Origin of the sequence: Paenibacillus sp. FSL H3-0302 (genome assembly GCF_037982245.1) — a bacterium.
Lineage (GTDB): Bacteria > Bacillota > Bacilli > Paenibacillales > Paenibacillaceae > Paenibacillus_AQ > Paenibacillus_AQ odorifer.
This window is the reverse complement of the sequence record NZ_CP150284.1, coordinates 3,284,113-3,305,960: the sequence shown is the minus strand read 5'-3', so window position 1 is coordinate 3,305,960 and position 21,848 is coordinate 3,284,113. Positions and strand designations below refer to the sequence as shown.

Annotated in this window: 12 protein-coding genes and 1 pseudogene; 7 read left to right on the top strand and 6 right to left on the bottom strand. The window is 42.5% G+C overall.

Annotated elements, in window-relative coordinates:
• Positions 1 to 53: 53 nt before the first annotated feature.
• The 3 genes and pseudogenes from MHH50_RS14725 to MHH50_RS14715 all read right to left on the bottom strand — a co-directional run.
• On the bottom strand, positions 54 to 1,409 hold the full coding sequence (locus MHH50_RS14725) for an extracellular solute-binding protein (protein WP_076307788.1): 1,356 nt from the start codon (positions 1,407 to 1,409) through the stop codon (positions 54 to 56).
• 225 nt (positions 1,410 to 1,634) lie between these two features.
• Positions 1,635 to 1,964, bottom strand: coding sequence for a hypothetical protein (locus tag MHH50_RS14720; protein WP_256717452.1), 330 nt, complete (start codon positions 1,962 to 1,964; stop codon positions 1,635 to 1,637).
• 116 nt (positions 1,965 to 2,080) lie between these two features.
• Positions 2,081 to 2,248: pseudogene (locus MHH50_RS14715) on the bottom strand (formylglycine-generating enzyme family protein); the annotation flags it as partial.
• A gap of 190 nt (positions 2,249 to 2,438) precedes the next feature.
• On the opposite strand from MHH50_RS14715, the gene MHH50_RS14710 reads away from it, so the two are divergent.
• Both MHH50_RS14710 and shc read left to right on the top strand, forming a co-directional pair.
• On the top strand, positions 2,439 to 2,885 hold the full coding sequence (locus tag MHH50_RS14710) for an OsmC family protein (protein ID WP_076125698.1): 447 nt from the start codon (positions 2,439 to 2,441) through the stop codon (positions 2,883 to 2,885).
• 135 nt (positions 2,886 to 3,020) lie between these two features.
• Complete coding sequence (gene shc, locus MHH50_RS14705) at positions 3,021 to 4,913, top strand: squalene--hopene cyclase (RefSeq protein WP_076309402.1); 1,893 nt, start codon at positions 3,021 to 3,023, stop codon at positions 4,911 to 4,913.
• Between the two features lie 1,205 nt (positions 4,914 to 6,118).
• Here shc and spoVB read toward each other — a convergent pair.
• A complete protein-coding gene (spoVB, locus tag MHH50_RS14700; protein ID WP_076302059.1) occupies positions 6,119 to 7,675 on the bottom strand; it encodes a stage V sporulation protein B in 1,557 nt (518 codons plus the stop codon).
• 476 nt (positions 7,676 to 8,151) lie between these two features.
• Between spoVB and MHH50_RS14695 the strand changes: the two genes are divergently transcribed.
• The 5 genes from MHH50_RS14695 (at position 8,152) to MHH50_RS14675 (ending at position 17,141) form a co-directional block, all read left to right on the top strand.
• On the top strand, positions 8,152 to 11,631 hold the full coding sequence (locus MHH50_RS14695) for a sugar-binding domain-containing protein (protein WP_340034529.1): 3,480 nt from the start codon (positions 8,152 to 8,154) through the stop codon (positions 11,629 to 11,631).
• A gap of 493 nt (positions 11,632 to 12,124) precedes the next feature.
• Entirely contained in the window at positions 12,125 to 12,811 is a 687-nt protein-coding gene (locus MHH50_RS14690; protein ID WP_076278442.1) for a response regulator transcription factor, read from the top strand.
• Positions 12,798 to 13,787 (top strand): HAMP domain-containing sensor histidine kinase, encoded by a 990-nt coding sequence (locus tag MHH50_RS14685; RefSeq protein WP_076280659.1) that lies wholly within the window; start codon positions 12,798 to 12,800, stop codon positions 13,785 to 13,787. Before MHH50_RS14690 ends, MHH50_RS14685 begins: the two co-directional genes overlap by 14 nt.
• 82 nt (positions 13,788 to 13,869) lie before the next feature.
• Entirely contained in the window at positions 13,870 to 14,556 is a 687-nt protein-coding gene (locus tag MHH50_RS14680) for an ABC transporter ATP-binding protein (protein WP_076125710.1), read from the top strand.
• Positions 14,553 to 17,141: an ABC transporter permease gene (locus MHH50_RS14675; protein WP_076125712.1), complete on the top strand. Its 2,589-nt coding sequence runs from the start codon at positions 14,553 to 14,555 to the stop codon at positions 17,139 to 17,141. Before MHH50_RS14680 ends, MHH50_RS14675 begins: the two co-directional genes overlap by 4 nt.
• 229 nt (positions 17,142 to 17,370) lie before the next feature.
• On the opposite strand, the gene MHH50_RS14670 is transcribed toward MHH50_RS14675, so the two are convergent.
• Entirely contained in the window at positions 17,371 to 20,160 is a 2,790-nt protein-coding gene (locus MHH50_RS14670; RefSeq protein ID WP_340012603.1) for a glycoside hydrolase family 3 C-terminal domain-containing protein, read from the bottom strand.
• A gap of 180 nt (positions 20,161 to 20,340) precedes the next feature.
• On the bottom strand, positions 20,341 to 21,822 hold the full coding sequence (locus tag MHH50_RS14665; protein WP_340034528.1) for an Lsa family ABC-F type ribosomal protection protein: 1,482 nt from the start codon (positions 21,820 to 21,822) through the stop codon (positions 20,341 to 20,343).
• Positions 21,823 to 21,848 lie beyond the last annotated feature (26 nt).

Sequence of the window (21,848 nt, the reverse complement as noted above, 5' to 3'; positions counted from 1 at the left end):
CACTCCACCTTAAATCGATCAGGCGGCGAACAATTCTCGCCGCCTGACGCAGATTATTGTCCTTGATTGACCTTGCTCTGTAGTTCTTTCGTGTAGTCTTCAGGTGTTGTTTTTCCGGCGACGAATTTCATCAGCGAACCGAACATAGATTCAGTGTCATTACCATTCAGCATTTGATCCCACCAGTAGGAGAAACCAGTTGCTGATGAGGACAATTCACCAATTTGCAGAGCCAGTGGATTCATTTGAGAAGTGTCACCTACATCAACTTTCCATGCTGAGGAGCCTGAACCAGCCAGAAATACTTCTTTAGACATGGTCTCAATAAAGAACTTGTATACTTCCCATATTCTTTCCTTGTTTTTCAGATCGGCATTGAGCACGAATGTTTCACCCGAACCTCCGAACCACTCGTCAGCATTTCCTTTCCCCCCTGGAATGGTTGGAAATTTAATCGGTACCACTTTACCTTTGACCAGAGAGTTATCATCTTCAATCTGTCCGTTGACCCAAGCGCCCATGAACATCATAGCTGCTTTGCCTGATAGGAACATATTTGTCGCGTCATCATAAGAAGTTCCAACAAAATGTTTGCCGAAGGAGTCCGCATCAATCAATTGTTTGTATTTCGCAGCAGCTTCTGTGAATTCAGCTGTGTCGAATGATCCTGTTTTCGTTAAAGCGGCATTTACAGCATCCACGCCTGCCATCCGGATGGCTAGAATCGCGTTCCATTGCATTGCTGGCCATCTGTCTTTAGCCCCAAGTGCAATCGGCTGAATGCCTTTTGCTTTTAGTGCTTCAATCGCAGCAACAAGCTCATCCCATGTTTCCGGAATTTTCGCTCCTGCTTGCTCAAATAGTTCTTTATTGACGTACATTTGAGCAGTAGCTATATTGATCGGCAGACCGTAAAGCTTGCTATCGAAGATGAAATTGTCTGTCGTACCTGGTACAATTTGGTCCAGCGTTCCATCTTTTGCGAGATCATCAATGGACAAAATCCGGTTCCCCGCTATAAATGGCTCAGAGAATCCGCCACCCCAGGTGTAAAAAATGTCGGGCAGCTCATTGGCGGCTGAAGCCGCTTTCACTTTTGTTTTATAAGATTCGCCCCCAACACCCACATGCTCGATTTCAACATTAGGAAATTTAGCCTGGGTTGCTTTAAGTGCTTTATAAAAACCAACAAACCCGCCGTCTTTAGAATTTGGATCCGCGAATTGGGACCACATAGTAATCTTGAGCTTCTCTTCCGCCGCAGAGGTTTTTCCCGTTTTGCCTGCGTTTACATTAGCCTCAGAATTCACGTTATTCCCGTTGTTCCCACCACAAGCAGTGATAAGCATGGACATAGCCATCAACACTGTTAGAGTTAGGTTAATCCTTTTTTTGTTGACTTTTTTCATTCTTTTTCGCCCCCCATTTTTATATTGCTTACAGGACTAATTATATAAATCAATTTATCGAGTGAACATGAAAGCGTTTTACTTAATGATGTATTCTCTTTACATTAGACATTTTTCTTTATTTGCTACACATAAAGAAGACCTCTGATTTCTTCAGAAGTCTTTTTTTCATTCATATCAAAACTTAGGGAATGAACACCTCTATATAGCTGAGTGGCTTAGGTTCTATCTTCTCTCTTCTCTATTATCAGAAGTTATCTCATGAATCTGAAACATATGTATGAACTCATCGATGATCGCTTCCGTAGCTTTTAGTTCACCACTAATGACTTGTTTTGCCGATTCAATCTCTGACTCGTTTAGCTGCTGCTGCAACGCCGAACGATTAATCATTAGCTTGTCCAAAAATGCGATAGCCCTAGCACGACGAAAGGTCTGAGCGCTTTTGTGAGGATGCTCCGAACCCTCCTTGACTCCATTTATATTCATTTCTTCATGCTCTCCGTATTCTCGATGCTCGTTATAACCGTGCTTATCTATGTGCCCTTCGCGCATAATTATTCCCTCCTCTAATTCCACTTACAAAACCATAGCCCATTAATAAGACCGGGTAAGATGGAAGCCGTCTGACTCCTTATCCCAAGTAATGTGTATACCATCTTCACCTATATATTCACAACCGGCTTTAGATCTCCCTGAGATGAGTTATTAATTATAGCATTGGATAGATCCATAGTTACAGGATAGGGTGCAAGAAGAAACGGTTTGAATTGTACTTTCCATCTACGCTTTATCCGATCGTCTCTTAATTCTATTTTTCCCCCTGGAATTGCAACCATAGGATAGTCCAAATAGCCCTCAATTTCGGTCGACACTCTAGCTGCCTCCTAACTATAATTTTAATCATGTATTGACGGGTATACAGAATAGAACTATAATCTATACAATTCCTAGAAACATACTATGAATTTCAAAAAATAAGAAACATTAAATCATCCTTAGTTTGTCCACAAGAAGGAGTGTAAACACATGCCAAATGTTCAAACTTTCAAAGCAACTGCTCATTTGCAAGACGGCGTAAAGGTCGTTACTAATGCAAGACAATTCGAGCTGGTCATCGATGAACCGACAAGTCTAGGGGGTACGGATACAGGAATGAATCCTGTTGAAGCTTTGCTCGCTTCTTTGGGTGCCTGCCAATCCATTGTAGCTCGGGTCTACGCCTCTAAATTTGAGGTGGAGCTTGAAGATTTCAGAGTAGATGTGGAAGGTGACTTGGATCTCGACGGATTCTTCAACCGCTCTGAAGTACGTCCTGGCTATTCCGATATTCGGTATACATTCTACATAAAGACTCCATCCCCTGCTGAGAAGGTCGAACAGTTCGTACAATTTCTGGAGAGCAAATGCCCTGTAGGTGACACCATTGCAGCTCCGGTTAATCTCAAGCTAAATCGTATTGTGATTGAAAATTAACCGTTTAATAATGCTAAGAGGGAATGTAAAAAGGGCTGCAAAGTTGCGTAAAAGCGACTAAGCAGCTCTTTTTCATGTCCTGTTCTCCGACTTCATATAATGTTAAAAATGATGCCCTTCGGAGGAACCCAAAACATGACGGATATACTAAGTAAAGTAGATGAAGAAATCGAACGTTTGTCAACGTTCTTGCTACAACAGCAGAAGGATGACGGCTCATGGCATTTTTGTTTTGAGAACGGGATTGTGATCGATGCTTATATGATCATTCTCTTTAGGGTGTTGAACCTACAGAATGAAACGCTCATTCGGCAGCTACATGATCGCATTCTTGATGCACAACAGCGAGAGGGTTGCTGGCAGTTATATAAGGACGAAGAAGCTGGGAACTTATCCACATCAGTCGAAGCTTATTATGCCCTGCTCTATTCTGGATACAGTAAGATAACAGACGAGCCAATACTTCGGGCTAAGCGTTATATACTGTCTAAAGGTGGTTTAGGCAAGGTCACAAGTATCTTAACTAGAGTCATTCTCGCCGCAACGGGTCAAAGCAAGTGGCCTTTAGCAATTTCTTCGATTCCACTGGAGGTGCTTTTGTTTCCGTCTTACTTCCCAATTAACTATTTCGAATTCTCTGGCTACTCTAGGGTACACCTCACTCCTATGCTCATTATGGCCGATCGGCGATTTTCGATCACTACAACCCATGCTCCTGATCTGTCAGATCTTATGGAGACACGATTGGATAGAGATGAATCGCCTACCCGTGGATATCAGGAGATGCAGGATGTTATTCAAATGGGTTTGAGCAGATTACTCGGGAGTCCACACTACATACATGAAGCTGCCAAAAACAAAGCGGAGCAATATATGCTCCAGCGAATCGAATCCGACGGTACCTTTTACAGCTATGCCAGCAGTACAATTCTTATGGTTTTTGCCCTGCTTGCTCTCGATTATGATCGGCAGCATCCGATAATTACACAGGCCATTCGAGGTCTCACCGCGCTGCAATGCCAATCAAATCATAATACTACAATTCAAAACTCTCCATCTACAATATGGGATACAGCGTTAATCTCCTATGCTTTACAAGAGGCACAAATTCCAGTTGATCACAAAGGAATAAAACACGCTGCTTCTTATCTTCTGGATAAACAGCATCATAAAACTGCTGATTGGAGCATCCATAATCCGGATATAGTTCCCGGTGGATGGGGATTCTCTGAGTCTAATACAATCAATCCGGACGTAGATGATACAACGGCAGCCTTGCGAGCCATCCGAAGCTTATCAACCATTCACCCTTCATATCTGGAATCATGGAATCGCGGACTGAATTGGGTCCTATCGATGCAAAATAACGACGGCGGCTGGCCGGCATTCGAAAAAAACACCAATAAAGAAATGCTCACATGGCTCGCTATCGATGGTGCTAAATCTGCAGCCATTGATCCTTCGGAAGCAGATCTTACCGGACGAACTTTGGAGTTTCTCGGAAACTTCGCTGGTTTAAATACACAACACGAGTTCATTAAAAGGGGTACAAAATGGCTGATTCAACATCAGGAGAAGGATGGTTCGTGGTATGGAAGATGGGGTGTTTGTTATATTTATGGCACTTGGGCATCATTAACAGGCCTGCAGGCTGTTGGGCTGCCTATAAATCATGATACATTGCAAAAAGGAGTGAAGTGGCTTCTAAGCATTCAGAACTCGGACGGCGGTTGGGGGGAGTCTTGTCACAGCGACCGTCTTCTACAATATGTTCCTTTAAGAGAAAGCACACCTTCACAAACCGCCTGGGCACTTGATGCGATTATCGCCGTTCAGCCAGAGCCAACAGCTGCGGTGGAAAAAGGAATTCAAAGACTAATCACGTCTATTCATGAAGAGGATTGGAAAACTTCTTATCCCACTGGCGCTGGTCTCCCCGGTAATTTTTATTCCAATTATCATAGTTATCAGTATATCTGGCCACTACTCACACTGACTCATTACAGAAAAAAATACGGTCAAGGATAATACTCGGTAATACTCGGTAATAACTAGCGTTCTCCTGCTCCACTTTTTAACTGTCTCGTAAAAGCTTGAATCGCACCTTTTGCCGTCCTTTTTGACAAACTCTCCTTATCAGTACTTACTTAATAGTATACATCTCCATTTCAGTCAGTCCGTAAACGGGTACGAACCAGTAACGCAACCAAATCATTCATTAAATGCCATGGGATTGGTATATCAGCTCCCCTACCCTCTCCAATAACTTGCTCCAGTACGTATTCATCTGTTCAAACTATACTACATGTTTTCTTTCCATAAAGACCACCTACTATTTCTTTTAGTAAAAAACAGCAGAGCAGCGATCATCCGTTATAGGAGAATTGTTGCTTTGCTGTTATGAACCGGGGGTCGAATGCTTTTATCCGTTGCACCTACCTAAATCACCCAGTCTTGATCAAGTTTAGAGCTTTTCGGACTCAGAAGACGCTATTTGCTTGTTTTTAGGATTTTTAGTTAGGTTACGGACTCCAGTGCAACTATTCCTCAAAAAGAGAGCCATTTTTGGTTTTTTTCATGGTAATAACTGCGATGGGGTCCGATAAAATTCCAAATGTAAGCTAAATCTGCTCTTAAGGTCAGCTGTGTCCGATAGCAAATACGTGTGCGCAAAATGTTACCTAATCAATCCAACTTGCCATATGAATCATCCCAATAGGAATTACTTAAATTACTTATGAGATAGACTCCATTTTTGCTTTGAGGCAATTGAGCGTAGTTAACACATGGTCAATTAGGCAGCAATCTCCGATAATCAAGGATCGTTGCCTGATATTTTGGATCACTGGCGGTTTGCCTGAGCAAATTATGACTGTAACTTCTGATATCCCCACTCCGTATATTTGTAGCGCAAGATTTTAACGCAATCTAATGAGATAACTGTATTTTATACACTTAATCCATATTGCTAGGGAATAACTCCGACTTTAACTGCATTCTATACAATTAAAATCAAGAGAAATCACCTAATAGGCTTTAACTCGTGAGAATAGATGTAAGAAATACAGTTATTTTCAATACACAACTGTTTTGAACGATTATAGCTGCACAAAATACAGTTAAACATCTCGCTGCTCCCCATCCATGACCTTCATCCGCCCCCATACTGGTACAAAGAGGGTTGCATCATTACTCAATTTACTTTTTGGAGCATGCTACCGAAATATCTCCTTTCAAGAAACAGGTGTAATCGTTGGTGGTTTCGGTGCCCTTTCCCACGCATGGGTTACCTGCAATGTTGCTGCATAGGTGATTAACGAAACAAGCAACGCTCCGAACAGTTGAATAATCTGCCCCAGGTCCAATCGCTCCAGAATTCCGTGAGCCGCCAACCCGCTAAGCGCCATGACAATTCCTCCTGCTCCCACCTTGAATACAATACGAAAGTCAAAATAAAATCCGATCGTTCCTGCCACAGATAAAAAATTCAACAGTGTCAGCAGCAAGAGCCCCAGTCCGAATCCCATGGCCACCCCTTCGATTCCAATATTAGAACCTAGAACAAAGATCGCAATCACTTCAAAGACATTCGTAAGAATATGATTCCACATAACCGTTGATGCTTTCCCCAAACCAAGCAAAATTGCTTGCAGTGGCGCTCCGAAATAATAAAGAAAAAATAAGGGTGCAATTAACTTTAACAGCTCGCCCGCTTCTGGCGAATGATAGATCATGGTTGTTAAGGGTACAGCCCATAAGTACAGGATGATTGTACATGGGAAACCTACTATAAGCGCGGATCGCATAGCCATATCCATCCGACTATGCATAAGCTTGCTATTGTTGCTCACACTTGCTTCGCTGATCGCCGGAATTAATGCAGTCGACAACGATTGTGTGAAGAAGCTGGGGAGAAACAACATGGGAAGAGCATAACCCGCCAGAAGTCCGAATTGCTTGGTCGCCATCTCAACACCCACACCAAACAGTACTAGACTTTTCGTAATCAGCAGTGGTAGAAAGGCATGATAGAGAGAATGAATAAAACCGCTGCCTGTCATCGGTAAGCCGATGCGCAGCAAATCTCTCAACGTACTGTCTCCTTTAATTGAAATTCTTGACGTAGGTGGTGGAGAGGTTTTGATCTTACCTCGATTTGCCCATTTGAAAACAGCGAATAAATAGAGCAAACCAAAACCTTCCCCAACAACGGAGGCAGCCATTGCACCAGCAGCCGCATAGGCAATACCGTAGGGCAACAATACGTTGACAACACCGATAATGACAATGATTTGCGCCAGATTCTCAATAATATCGGAAAAGGCAAGTGGGTTCATGTTCTGTTTTCCACGAAAATAACCTTTCAGTACAGCAGACATCGCAATAATTGGAATGATCGGCGTAATAGCAACCATAGCATAATACGCCCGCTGATCGGCCAAAAAAATCGATGCGATCCATTTGGAGCCAAACAGAGCCACTAAAGTTAATATAATACTCAACGTACCCGTAATGCTTAAGGATACTGTGAGAATCCGCTTTACTCGCGCTTCATCCTGCTTAACCTCAGCTTCCGATACAAGCTTTGAAATCGCAACAGGAAGCCCCAGCTCTGTCAGCGTAATAAATAAGGGAAGCAGTGGATGAGCAATCATAAGCAGCCCTACTCCCTCTGCTCCCAAAAAACGTGCCAGCAAGACTCCGTTCAAAAAACCAAGCCCTTTTGTGAAAAATGACGACACGGTTAATATGAACGTGCCACGAATAAAACTTTGTTTACGCATCCCCATTTATACGCATCTCCACCTATGGTTTGTCCTGTCCTTCTTTCTAACTTATTCGAACAAACACAAGTACATGCAGACAAGTATTTGTAAAGTATTAAATCAGCGATAAGCCCAACACATCTTAGCCGGTGTACCAGGCAATTTCCCTCACTTCACTTTCATTAGCTTCTGTAGCGAAAATCTTTTTCATAGATCAGAGATACTTCTTTGCATCATTCATTAGTACTGTTTTTGTATAAATTTCATCCTCCGCAATAAAAGATATATTAAGAAATAAATAGATAATTTACCAATAGCATGTTATCATTTTGAATGCGATTTCAATAGCTTTGTTATAACAGTTTTTTCACTCTTCTTCGTGAATGTCTTTTAGCAAAATCTTTGATATGATAAAAAAGAATACAAAAGGCTTTACGGAAATCATTCACATCATTAATAACCACTTCTAAATTTTCCAAAGATAAAGGAGAACTTCATTCATGAGTCAGAAAACAAGATTAAATAATGACTGGTTATTCAGCAAACAGCCGCTTAAGTCCACTTTAGAATCGGTGATAGCAGCTGATTCGGAGTGGATCGACGTAACCTTACCCCATGACTGGCTAATTTTTGATACACATAATCTATATCAAAGCGGAGAAGGCTGGTACCGTAAAAGCATAGTTATAGATGAGAAAGTGCCAAATAGTCTTGTCTCGCTTCGTTTTGAAGGCGTATACATGGACTCCACTCTCTATGTGAACGGCCATATCGCAGGCGTCTGGAAAAATGGATACTCCACTTTTGAAATAGATATCACGCCATACATTATTGAAGGTATCAACGAAATCTATGTTCAAGTGGTTCATGAGTCTCCTAATTCACGCTGGTATTCTGGTGCGGGCATCTATCGCAGTGTATGGCTGAAGACGTATCCGGGGACACATATTGTGCCTGATGGTATTTATATCTCTACTCACAAAAAAGAGGATTCCTGGAATGTTGAGGTAGATACCGAAGTCTTGTGCAATGATCTATTGCAAAGCGAAAAACACTACATAATTCGTCACAGTATACTGGACGCTTCAGGTATCTGTATCTCTCATGTAGAAAATGAAAGTCCAGTACAAGTCGGGTCTGCTGTATCCAGCTCTGCCCTCTTATCCGTCAATAATCCAATGCTCTGGGATATTAACCAGCCTTACTGCTATTCCCTAAAAACTGAACTGCTGGAGAATGATCAGGTAATAGAAGAAGAAATCCAAACCTTCGGATTCCGTACGATGGAGTTTGACAGCCAACAAGGTTTCTTTTTGAATGGCCGAAAGGTGAAGATTCATGGCGTATGCCAACATCATGATTTGGGATGTTTGGGGGCTGCGGTGAATAAGGCAGCTCTAAAAAGACAGATTATCCTCCTGCAGGAGATGGGCGTAAACGCTATTCGTACGGCCCACAATATGCCAGCCGTTGAACTGATGGAACTAGCGGATGAGATGGGCGTGCTCATAGTTTCCGAAGCATTCGATATGTGGGAACGCAGTAAAACTCCTTTTGACTACGCCAGATTTTATCCGGATTGGTGGAAACAAGATATTGCCAGCTGGGTACGCCGGGATAGAAATCGCCCCTCCATGCTCATGTGGAGTATCGGAAATGAAATATACGACACCCATGCCGATGAACGCGGCCAAGAGTTAACCATAGAATTACGTGATCTGGTGCAGGTTCATGACCCTAAAGGAAATGCAGTGGTTACTATCGGTTCCAACTATATGCCATGGGAGAATGCACAGAAATGCGCAGATCTAGTGAAGTTCGCAGGGTATAACTATGCCGAAAAATACTATGACCAGCATCATGAGGAACATCCCGACTGGATTATTTATGGTAGTGAAACTTCGTCTACTGTACAGAGCAGAGGCATCTACCACTTCCCTTATGCTCAGTCTGTATTGTCTGACGATGATGAACAATGCTCAGCCTTAGGGAACAGTTCTACTAGCTGGGGTGCCAAAAACACAGAAGCTTGCATCATCGCAGATCGTGATGCGACCTACTCACCTGGACAATTTATTTGGACTGGATTTGACTATATTGGGGAGCCGACTCCGTACTTCACTAAAAACTCGTATTTCGGTCAACTGGATACCGCAGGATTCAAAAAGGATTCCTATTATATTTATCAAGCAGAATGGACGGATTACAAGGTCGCCCCGATGATTCATATTTTTCCGTACTGGGATTTTTCTGAAGGGCAGCTTATTGATGTGCGAGTATGCTCCAACGCACCACAAATCGAATTGTTCTTTAATGATCAATCCATGGGCACGGTTAACATTGACCATAAACATGGTAAAAAGCTGCTTGGGGAATGGCAGCTCCCCTATAGCAAAGGTACTCTCCGAGCAGTCGCTTATGATGAACACGGAGTACAGATCGCTGATGATACGGTAACTTCTTTCGGAGATTCGGCCACTGTGGTCATGAATCCTGATAAAACTCAGATGACTGCTGACGGATCGGACTTGGTATTTGTGGAGATCTCGACCCTCGATCAAGAAGGACGTCCCGTGGAGAACGCCAATAATCGTATTCAAATCACTGTAGAAGGACCGGGGCGTCTTGTTGGTTTGGATAATGGTGACAGCACTGACTACGATTCATATAAAGGAACAAGTCGCCGGATGTTCAGCGGCAAATTGCTTGCGGTCATTGCCTCTTCATTGGAGTCAGGTACAATCGTTGTACGTGCATCTTCCCATGGCTTACAGTCTGCTGAGCTTACACTGACTTCTGAAGCACGAGAGCTAGATCATTCTAAGGACGAAGAGCTTGTACTTTATCAACACTCATCACAATCACTATCGGATGTGAGCGAGTTATCCCAAAACTATTTATCAGATGAAATTCCCGTTCGCAAGCTGGAAATCATATGCCCGCAAGGAAATCAACTAACGAAGGACACCCGTTCACTTCCGGTTCGTGTGCAAATTCATCCAGAGAACGCAACCTATCAGGAAATTGAATGGCGAGTTACGAATGCTGCCGGTATTGACGCTAATATAGCCGTTCTTGAGGCAAATGGGCATGAAGCAGTAATTTCGGCTTTGGGAGACGGAGACGTCTATGTACGGTGTGCAACGAAAAACGGTGCAGATCAAGTGCGCCTGTATTCGCTTATGGAATTCCATATTCGAGATATGGGAGCTGCCTTTTTGAATCCTTATGAGTTTGTTTCCGCTGGTTATCATAGCAATACGAGCCGGAACTTAACAAATGGGAATGAACGCGGAGTGGCTACTGCAAGAGAAGGAGAAAGCTGGATCTGTTTTGACAACATCGATTTCGGTGATTATGGAGCTACTGAACTTACCCTTCCTATCTTCGCGCTAGATAACGATAAATATACGATTGATATATGGAAAGGTACACCGGATGCTCCAAACGCAGCTCTGCTGACACAGGTAACCTATCAAAAACCATCCATATGGAATGTATATCAAGAGGAGACCTACCCATTACCTGAGCGAATAAAAGGTGTCACCACCCTTTGTTTTGTTCTTCATAAAAAGATTCATCTCAAGGGCTTTCAGTTTAACAAGCCTTTAAAAGCGTACGAACAACTTAACGTTCTGGAATACAATCAGATTTATGGGGATTCCTTTACGCTGGCAGATGGACAAATCAAAAATATTGGTAACAACGTCTCTCTCATCTTTAAAGATATGGACTTCGGTCATACTGGAAGCACTAAACTAACCTTATGCGGGCATTCGCCTATCGATAAAAATACTCTGCATATTCTATTTAGCGGACCAGAGGGTGAAAAGAGACAGCTTGTGGAGTTTACACAGTCAAGTGATTATTGCGAAAGAGAATTTGTATTGGAGCGCATAACCGGTCCGCAAACCGTCACCTTTATATTTCTACCGGGGAGCCAGTTTGATTTTAAGTGGTTCCAGTTCCAAGCAGAGTAAGGTATTTTCAACTTTAAACTAGATGGATAGCTTTATTACAGAACAAATCCCCTGCGCATTTGTCACGGTTCAATAAGGATGTTTTCGGCTTTTGAGATTTGCCGTAGGATTATCAAGTCCTACGGCTTTTTTCTTGTTTTAAACCTTTTATCAGACATTGCTTTTGAAATTCATCCTTAATTTGCAGACTCTTTTCTTTCGAGAGATTTCTTCCTGTTACATTTAGCTTCATACTATTTAACCCTATTACATTTTAGCGTTCATATCTCTGCCTTTAATATAAGTTTACACACCCTTTATTTTTTGTTTATACCTCGGACTGTATGTTTCTGTCAAAAGAAATATAATAGATCTAAGGAGGTGTTATGCATAGATTATATAACGACAAAGGAATCAGCGAAAAAATGGGAAATACTTGCCTTGTTCCAATTGACGCTAAAAACCCGGCTAACGGACGATATAGTTGCAGTAAAGTAAAGGACGGTGCAAATAAATGAACCAGATATTTTTGGTTGAGGACGATAAGACAATCGCTAAAAACCTTGTGCTTCTGCTCCGCTCAGAGGGATTTACAGTCTCTCATGTCCCTACGCGGAGTGAAGCCCTTACCGCGCTTGCCGGAAATAAATTTGACTTGGCGTTGATTGATATTTCTTTGCCTGATGGAAATGGCTTTGCGGTTTGCACGGAAATCAAAAAAACGCAAGATATTCCCATAATCTTTCTGACGGCTTCTGGCGATGAGTCAAGTGTTGTTACCGGGCTGAACATGGGCGCGGACGACTATATCACTAAGCCTTTTCGTCCGCGTGAATTGATTGCACGAATTGGAGCCGCCTTGCGAAAAAGTGGGCGTTCCATATCTGATTTTAAAATTCACGGGCTTCATGTCGATATGGCAAGTGGCATTGTGGAGAAAAACGGTAGCGAAGTCTTTCTTTCAGCATTAGAATACCGCTTGTTGCTGATGTTTATTAGCAATTCGAAAAGTATTATCACGAGAGGCAGGCTGCTTGACGAATTGTGGGACGCTGCAGGCGAGTTTGTCAATGACAATACACTGACCGTGTACATCAAACGTTTGCGGGAGAAGATAGAGAACGATCCAGCAAGTCCGCAAATTATTCTGACTGTTCGTGGGACGGGATATAGATTGGGGAACGAGTATGCTTCGGAATAGAGAGTTTCGACATTTTGTCATTTTGTTCTCCTTAATTGCCACCTCCGCTGTGACGCTGGGATTTGCAATCAATATGGCGGCGGGAATCCTTACCACTACCTCTACCGCCGCTTTTGGCATAGCGTTTTTCGTGTTTACCAAAGCCCGATACATAAGCATTGCACGGATTTCACATCAAATCGACCTTGTGCTTCATAATGCTGACCTTCTGTACATTGAAGAGTCGGACGAGGGCGAGCTTTCTATTCTGCACAGCGAGATAACAAAAATGCTACTGCGCATTCGGGAGCAAAACGATGCGCTGAAAAAAGAAAAAGAACATCTTGCCGATTCGCTGGCCGACATAGCCCACCAACTCCGAACCCCACTCACATCAGCCAACCTCATTCTGTCTTTGTTAGAGAATAGCCCTAATGAAAACGAACGGAAAGCATTTATACGAGAAACAGAAGAATTGCTTGTGCGGATGGATTGGCTGATTACTTCTCTACTAAAATTATCTCGCTTGGACGCGGGCATTGTGGTATTCCAAAACGAGCAGATAGATGTAGATAGCTTGATACGCTCCGCCCTTCGCCCGTTCCTAATCCCAATAGAACTGCGCTATATTGATTTGCAAATAGACGTGCCGAAAGTAGTACTTATTCAAGGCGATCCAGGTTGGATTTCGCAAGCAATTCAAAACATCCTCAAAAATTGTATAGAAAGTGCAGGCGAGCACGGGAGGATTGAGATTGATTGTACGGATAACCGGTTATTTACCGAGATTGCCATCCACGACAGCGGTGCGGGTTTTCAGAAAGAAGATTTGCACTGCTTGTTTGACAGGTTTTATCGCGGGAAAAACCCAAACGCTACAGGATACGGGATTGGATTGGCTCTCTGCAAGATGATTATAACGCGGCAAGGAGGAACGATTACCGCAAAAAACCACCCGCAAGGCGGCGCAATCTTTACCATTCGTTTCTCAAAGTGACAGATCTCTCACCTGAAAGTCACAGAGATGTAAGTTGAAGGTTCTATTATATGGGTAACCCATCAGAAAGGAGACTCACATAATGGAGTTTTTAAAAATTGAAAATTTATGCAAAGTCTACGGTAAGGGAAATAATCAAGTTACTGCGCTTGACCATGTTTCACTTACAATTGAAAAGGGAGGATTCACCGCAATCATCGGTTCGTCCGGCTCGGGCAAATCTACATTGCTTCACAGCGTCGGGGGCGTAGACGTACCGACAAGCGGAAAGGTATATTTGAACGGGCAAGATGTATATAGCCAAAGCAATGAAAAACTCGCCATCTTCCGCAGACGGCAAGTTGGACTGATTTACCAATTTCACAACCTCATTCCCACTCTGAATGTAGTGGAAAACATCACCTTGCCTATCCTTATGGACAAGCGCAAGGTCAACGAGGAAAGGCTAAATGACCTGCTCGAAATGCTTGGGTTGCAAGATCGAAAAACGCATTTACCCAATCAGCTTTCAGGTGGTCAGCAACAGCGTGTTTCCATAGGACGCGCTTTGATGAATGCCCCGGCGGTCATGCTTGCCGACGAACCCACGGGCAGCTTAGATAGCCGAAATGGACATGAAATCATCAAGCTGCTCAAAGAAAGCAATAAAAAATATGGGCAGACCCTGATCCTCGTCACCCATGACGAAAATATTGCCCTGCAAGCAGACCGTATTATCGGTATAACAGACGGCAAAGTAACGCGGGATGAACAGGTGGTTCGGCCATGAATATTTTTAACAAAGTCACACTGCAAAGTATGAAAAAAAGCCGTTCCCGAACGATTGTCACGGTGATCGGAGTTGTTCTGTCCGCCGCCATGATTACGGCTGTCGCTACCTTTGGCACTTCCCTGTTAAATTATCTGGTAAACGGTTCTATTGCGAAATACGGCGGTTGGCACGTTGAGTTTTTGGATGTTGATTCCTCTTTCGTGCAAGAGAGAACCCATGACAGTAAAGTTGCAAACAGCGCAGCATTTGAAAATATCGGTTATGCAACGCTTGAAGGCGGGAAAAGCCCTGAAAAGCCCTATCTTTTCATCGCCGGATTCAGTGAGGAAGCCTTTGATACCTTACCCACAAGCCTGATTTCCGGCAGGCTTCCTGAAAATAGCAAGGAGATTCTCGTCCCGTCTCACGTTACTGCAAAGGGCGGTGTTAGATTTAAGTTGGGCGACACACTTTCACTTTCTGTTGGAAGCCGATTGAATGGAAACAAGAATCTCGGCCAACACGACCCTTATCAGACCGGGGGTGAATCGGGAGAGGACAAAGAAACCCTTGTTCCAAAATCAGAGAGAACCTACAAGGTTGTAGGTATCTGCGAAAGACCCAGTTTTGAGGAACATTCCGCACCGGGATACACCTTGATAACGAAAGCAGATCCTAAAGACCAAGCGGACAACTTCAGTATATTTGTCACACTGAAAAATCCGCACGGTGTAACGGCTTACGCAAGCAGTACAGTCGGAGCAGGAGCTTATGTCTTTAACGATGATGTACTGCGCTTCATGGGCGCTTCGGACAATAAACTGTTCAACACGCTTCTGTACTCAGTTGGCGGCATTTTGGTTGCCATAATAATGATAGGCTCGATTTTTCTGATTTATAACTCGTTCAACATCTCGCTGAACGAACGCACACGCCAGTTCGGGATTCTCGCATCAGTGGGTGCAACGGCAAGGCAACTGCGAAATTCTGTGCTATTTGAGGGACTTTGCATTGGTGCAGTCGGCATACCTATTGGCATTATGGTCGGCATAGGCAGTATCGGACTTGTAATTCCTATGGTTGCCGAGAATTTCGGGAAAACTTTCCACAGCACCGTGCCTTTAACCCTATCGTTGTCTGTCCCCGCAATTGTCGCAGCTACAGCAGTCAGTTTAGTTACCATTTTGATTTCAGCCTATATCCCGGCCAGAAAAGCTGCAAATACTCCCGTGATGGAGAATATTCGTCAGACCAACGAGGTCAAAACCGAATCGAAAGCGGTAAAAACATCAAAATTTGCACAGCGTATTTACGGTTTGGAGGGTACACTTGCGTTAAAAAACTTTAAAAGAAACAAAAAACGTTATCGCAGCATTGTGTTATCGCTCACTTTAAGCGTCGTGCTGTTTGTATCGGGAAGTGCTTTTGGAACAACTCTAAAACGACTTTCAGAACAGTTGATAATGGACATGGACTATGACATTCTTTTTACCACTCAGGTGACGGACGACAGCGAAATGATCCCGCTTTACAACAAACTTAAAACCTCTGACGGGGTTTATGAAAGCTCGTACCAAACCGTTTATGTGTATACATCCGTAATTAAGGCAAGCGATTTTTCAGACCGTTACCGGGAATACGCGGGGTATACTACGCCGGACGAAACGGTTCAACTACCCATGGACATCCAGTTTATTGAGGACAGCAAATATCTGAGTTTTATCAAAGAATTGGGTTTGTCTGCAGATGAATATACCGGGCAGGACGCGAAGATGATTGCCGTTGCCAAAAAGCGTATTGATAATAATGAAAGGCCAAGCGAAGTGTTTAATATGTTTGCAAATCATTCCATGACATTTAGTGTCGCCCCCCAAACAAATGACAAGCAAATGATGGAACAGGGGCAAAGCATAAACATTACGTTTGTCGATACGTACCCGGTGGATCCGCCTCCAAGGCAATCTTTAGAGCAGCGGCCATACGTTTTTATGGTGGTAGCTCCCTATTCACTCAAAGAGAACTTTAAAAGCCCGGATACCCATGCGGAAATGGGCCTGGCCTTTCTTTCAAATAATCCCTCGCAATCGGTGGCTGAAATGGAAGCGATCATTCAGGACACGGGAATGATGTCTGCTTATACCCTTTACAATGTCCATACAATAGTTGAACAATACCGCAGTTTAATATTTGTTATTGATGTGTTCACCTATGTTTTTGTTATTATGATTTCCCTGATTGCGGTTGCAAATGTATTCAATACTATTTCCACAAATATCAGACTGCGCAGGCGGGAACTTGCCATGCTCCGCTCGTTGGGGATGTCCGACCGCGATTTCAATAAGATGATGAGTTTTGAGTGTTTCTTTTATGGGATGAGGACGTTGCTGTTCGGAATTCCAATAGCGGGAATCATCTCGTGGCTGATTTATGAAGGGTTAGTGGCCGTAGAAAGGATAGATAACTTTAATTTTGTATTCCCGTGGGGCAGTATGGCAATTAGCGTGTTTGGCGTAATCTTTATCGTGTTTATTACAATGTTGTATGCCATTAGCAAGATAAAAAAAGAAAATATCATTGACGCGCTTCGGGATGATTTGGCTTGATTTTAATACCGATATTAAGATCAGGTTTTACTGCAAAATTGTGGACATACGGCTTTCTATGTATTCAAATTTAAACTTCACCAAAAAGTAAATCCTCCAATATAGATTATTTACAATTCAACAGTAATCGTTCGGCTGTGTGCCTAAACAATTATGTTTATCGTAAACATCCTTATTGGAGGATTTGCATTAGCGCAGGGTTTTTCCTTTAACTTATATTTAGAGCTACTTAGTCAACTTTATTAAATTCGATCCAGTCGATCTGTAAACCTGGTTTAATGAATTCCAGTTTCATTTCATAAAGACCTGCTTCGAGTTCTACTTTCACAAGCTTTTGTCTAATCCATTGACCTTCTGTCCCGTTGGTTTGAATGGTTGTCATCAATTGATCATTCAAATTAACATTGCATGCACTTTGAGCCAGCTCAGGCTCTGTTGACATGATATGCACGAGGATCCGATATTGTCCAGCTTGGCCAACTTCAAAGAAAGTCGATCCTTCAACGGCTGGCTTAACCTGTGGATTTTGAGATAAGGATTGTACTTGTTCTGCAGTAAGTGAAGGATTAGCCTTAAAGGACTCAACTGTTTCAACAATTTGCTGTTTTCTCGAGAATACTGGAGCATGTATGATGAACTCACAAATATTCATTGCAGAACGTTGCAGCTCTCCTCTAGTCAAAGATCCATTTTCCAAGGATTCAATGGTGTTGTCATTCCATCCATTAATTTCGGCGCCATAGTTAGCTACAACCATGTACAGGTCATTTTGTGCACGGACCATCCAATTTGTAAATTTCCGGTCTGCAGCTCCACCATTAACGACATCATTCATGATGGCCCACCAGTCTGTCATGACAATACCTTTGAAGCCCCATTCTCCGCGGAGAATTGTAGTGTTCAAATCGTAATTTGAAGCGGCCCAATGTCCATTAACAGGGTTATAGGAGGTCATAATTGAATTCGCTCCACCCTGCTTCACTGCAATTTCAAAACCTTTCAAATAAATCTCGCGAAGCGCACGTTCCGACACAACAGCGTCCACTTTACTGCGATGTTTCTCCTGATTATTGCAGGCAAAATGCTTCAGCGTGGCATTAGAGCCACCTTTCATAATCCCACGTGTACATGCAGCGGCAAACACCCCAGAGATCAAAGGATCTTCAGAAAAATACTCAAAGTTGCGGCCATTAAGCGGGCTGCGACGAATATTTAGACCTGGTCCAAGCAAGGTGTCTATGTTGTTTCTTACCAACTCTTGTCCTTCTAACACATACAGCTCTTCGACTAATGCGGCATTCCAAGTAGCTGCAAGAAGCGTTCCGATCGCAACCTGAGTCGCTTTCGCTCCACTATCCATACGAATTCCTGAAGGACCATCTGCCGTACATGCAACAGGGATTCCTAAGTTATATAGACTATCACTTACTCCTCCAAATGCAGAAGCTGTACCCGGTGTAACTAAAGGGCTGCTCATGCCTTCACCCCGTACAATGGCAGCCAAATCATCGTCACTAAGCTGGGCAATAAAAGCTTCCATACTAACTTTTTGTTCAAATACATCTCTTAATTTATGCCCTTGATTGCCTGTCTGGGAGATCGTTGTTGGTAGATTGCTCTCGATCCGTTCTGCTAACGAAATCTTGCGTGTTGGAACCTCTGCATAAACAAGTTCATATGAACCGTCTGCTTTTTGAACACCAGGTTGCATTCTTGTAAAGCTTTGCGTGGGTGCAAGAGCTTCTTGTAACTGTTCCACAACTTGAAGAGTTTCCACGACATAGCCGCTATTCCCTTCAACTTTGACTTCCTCCACTTTTTTAACACTCGTTCCCACAAATATGCGGTACGTGCCTTCTTCTAGCACATAAGCGGAAGCATGCCCTGACACACCAGCATCATCATAGGAAGCCATTGAATGAACAGGGAAACTCACGGTAAGACGTTGAGCTTCGCCTGGCTGAAGGACTTCTGTTTTTACGAAGGCTGCCAAAGCTTTAGCAGGCTGTCCCAATTTTCCTTGTGGAGCTTCATAATAAACCTGAACAACCTCTTTTCCAGCAAAGGTAGTTCCTGTATTAGTTACGGTTACGCCGACTTCAACATTAAGTTCGCCAGCTTTGTAAATAAGTTTAGCTTCTTCTGGCTCGAGCTTAAACGTGGTATACGATATTCCATAACCAAATTCATATTGAACCTTTTCTGGGCAAAATGTCTCGAAATAACGATAACCAACATAGATATCTTCCTGATAAAGGTTTGTAAATTCATTACCGTAGTTGTGTGTTGACGGGTAATCGTTGATGGAATATGCGATCGTGTCTGTTAATTTTCCGCTTGGAGTTACTTCTCCAGCCAGCACGTCCGCAATTGCATTACCACCTTCCATTCCCCCCTGCCAAGAGTAGATGACAGACGAAATCGGATTTTTATAGCTTTCATCGTTCAGCCAGCTCATATCAATAATATTAGAGACGTTCAGTACAACAATCGTTTGCTCAAAATATGTAGTTACCTGCTTCAGCATCGCCTTTTCATCAGCTGTTAGTTGGTAGCTTCCTGAACCATCGACATTATCCTGATCTTCTCCTGCTGTACGTCCGATTACAATGATTGCTTTGTTCGATTTACTTCTAGCCTCAGCTACCAATTCGTCGGATAAAAGCATTTCCTTCTGGTTCCATGGCTCTGCAGCCCAAACGCCGCCACCATTATCAAACGGATTTTGCTCAATCCACTTCTCATATACTGCTGCCAAATCTTCGTTGACCGTAAGGTTCTTTTTACTGCGAAGACCGCCCAGCAGGTTGGTCGTATAAGTAACATGAACACTACCGCCCGAACCAGTACCACTGCGATAATAATTCACTTGAGTTCTGCCAAAAACAGCAATATTATCACTTTCAGCAAGCGGAAGCACCTGATAATCATTCTTCAACAGTACCGCACCTTCTGCTGCTACCGTTCGGCTAAATTCTGCAAAACCTTCTAATGGAATTCCCACACTCTGTGTACTCAACTTGTTTCCTCCTGTTGTTCAATTCTATAGGTTGTTTCTTTAGGCATCAATTACATATCATAAAGTTTAACTATACCATTATAGTACATTGGATAACTGTAATATATATAATAATTATCTTTATTAATATAATAATATTGGTCTGTTAGAGTTGGAAATTTTCAATCGATGTTAAAAATATCAGCTAAGTTCAATGATCTTCGTGGCAACATTATGGCAAAATTCGCGATCATGCTCCACAAAAACGAGTGTTGGTGTATATTCAAGCAATAGCTCCTCAATTTGCATACGTGAAATAACATCAATAAAATTAAGCGGTTCATCCCAAATATACAAATGAGCTTTTTCACTAAGACTTTTGGCGATCAGGACTTTTTTCTTTTGGCCGCCACTGTAAGTGGATATATCCTTATCAAATTGAATTCTGGAGAAATCAAGCTTTCGCAGAATAGATTTAAAAAGACTTTCATCTATCCCATTCTCTCTAGCATAATCTGTTAAATCGCCCCGTAGATCTGAAGTGTCTTGTGATACGTAGGAAATGATAAGCTGGCTATCCTTAGTGAAGGTGCCGGTATAATCTATATCCTCACCGCAGATCAATTTGATGATACTTGATTTGCCGGAACCATTTTTACCCGAGAGTGCAATTCTCTCCCCCTGCTCAATGGTAAAGCTTACTTCTGAACATACCCTTTTCTCTCCGTAAAAAACCGAAACATTGTCCAGCTCCTCAAGATGACGTTTATGATAAGCAAGCTGCGTAATCTCTAAGTTCTCAGAATTTTCGATGTTTTTAAGAAGCTTAGACTTTTCGTTGATAGCAGATTGCTGTCTTTGCTCGATGGCTTTAGAGCGTTTCATCATTTTAGCGGCCTTGTGCCCAACATAACCTTTATCTAACTTAGATCCAGAATTTCTAGTTCCATTTTTAGTTTTTTCCACCTCATGTGACCAGTTACCTGTTCGTTTAGATGAGGCTGACAAGCGTTTGATATCTCTTCTAAGTTTTTCGTCTTCCGCTATCTCAAAGTTATCTTGTCTGACTTTATTCTCCCACCAGCTAGAAAAATTGCCCTTTTGAATCTCTATATTGGTTTTGTTGATTGATAAAATGTGGTCCACACAATTATCAAGAAAGGATCTGTCGTGTGAAACCAGAATATATCCACTTTTCGTATTGAGGTAATCACTGACAAGCTTTCTTGCTGTCATATCTAGATGATTTGTAGGTTCATCAATCAACAGGAAGCTATTTTCCTTAATGAATAATGTGGCTAACAGCACTTTCGTTTGCTCTCCGTTAGACAATGAATCAAAGGGACGATATAACACATCCTCAGAAACCTTTAGCAAAGAAAGCTCACGCATTAACTTCCAATGAATATAATCCGGAAAAATCTCGCTGATCACATCTATGGTGTTAAGCTCCTTGTTATTCACCTGAAAGGGGAAATATTCAAAGCTGACATGAGCAGAAATATTACCGCTGTATTCATGCTTTCCAAGCAATAAGCTAAGAAATGTAGTCTTTCCTCGACCATTTCTCCCTGTGAAACCTAATTTCCAATCGGTATCGATTTGAAAGTTTACGTTCTCAAATATGTTATCGTAGCTGCCTTCATAGGCAAAGGTTAGATTTGTGACATTTATTAATGACATAAAATAATCCTCCTGTATTTTAACAA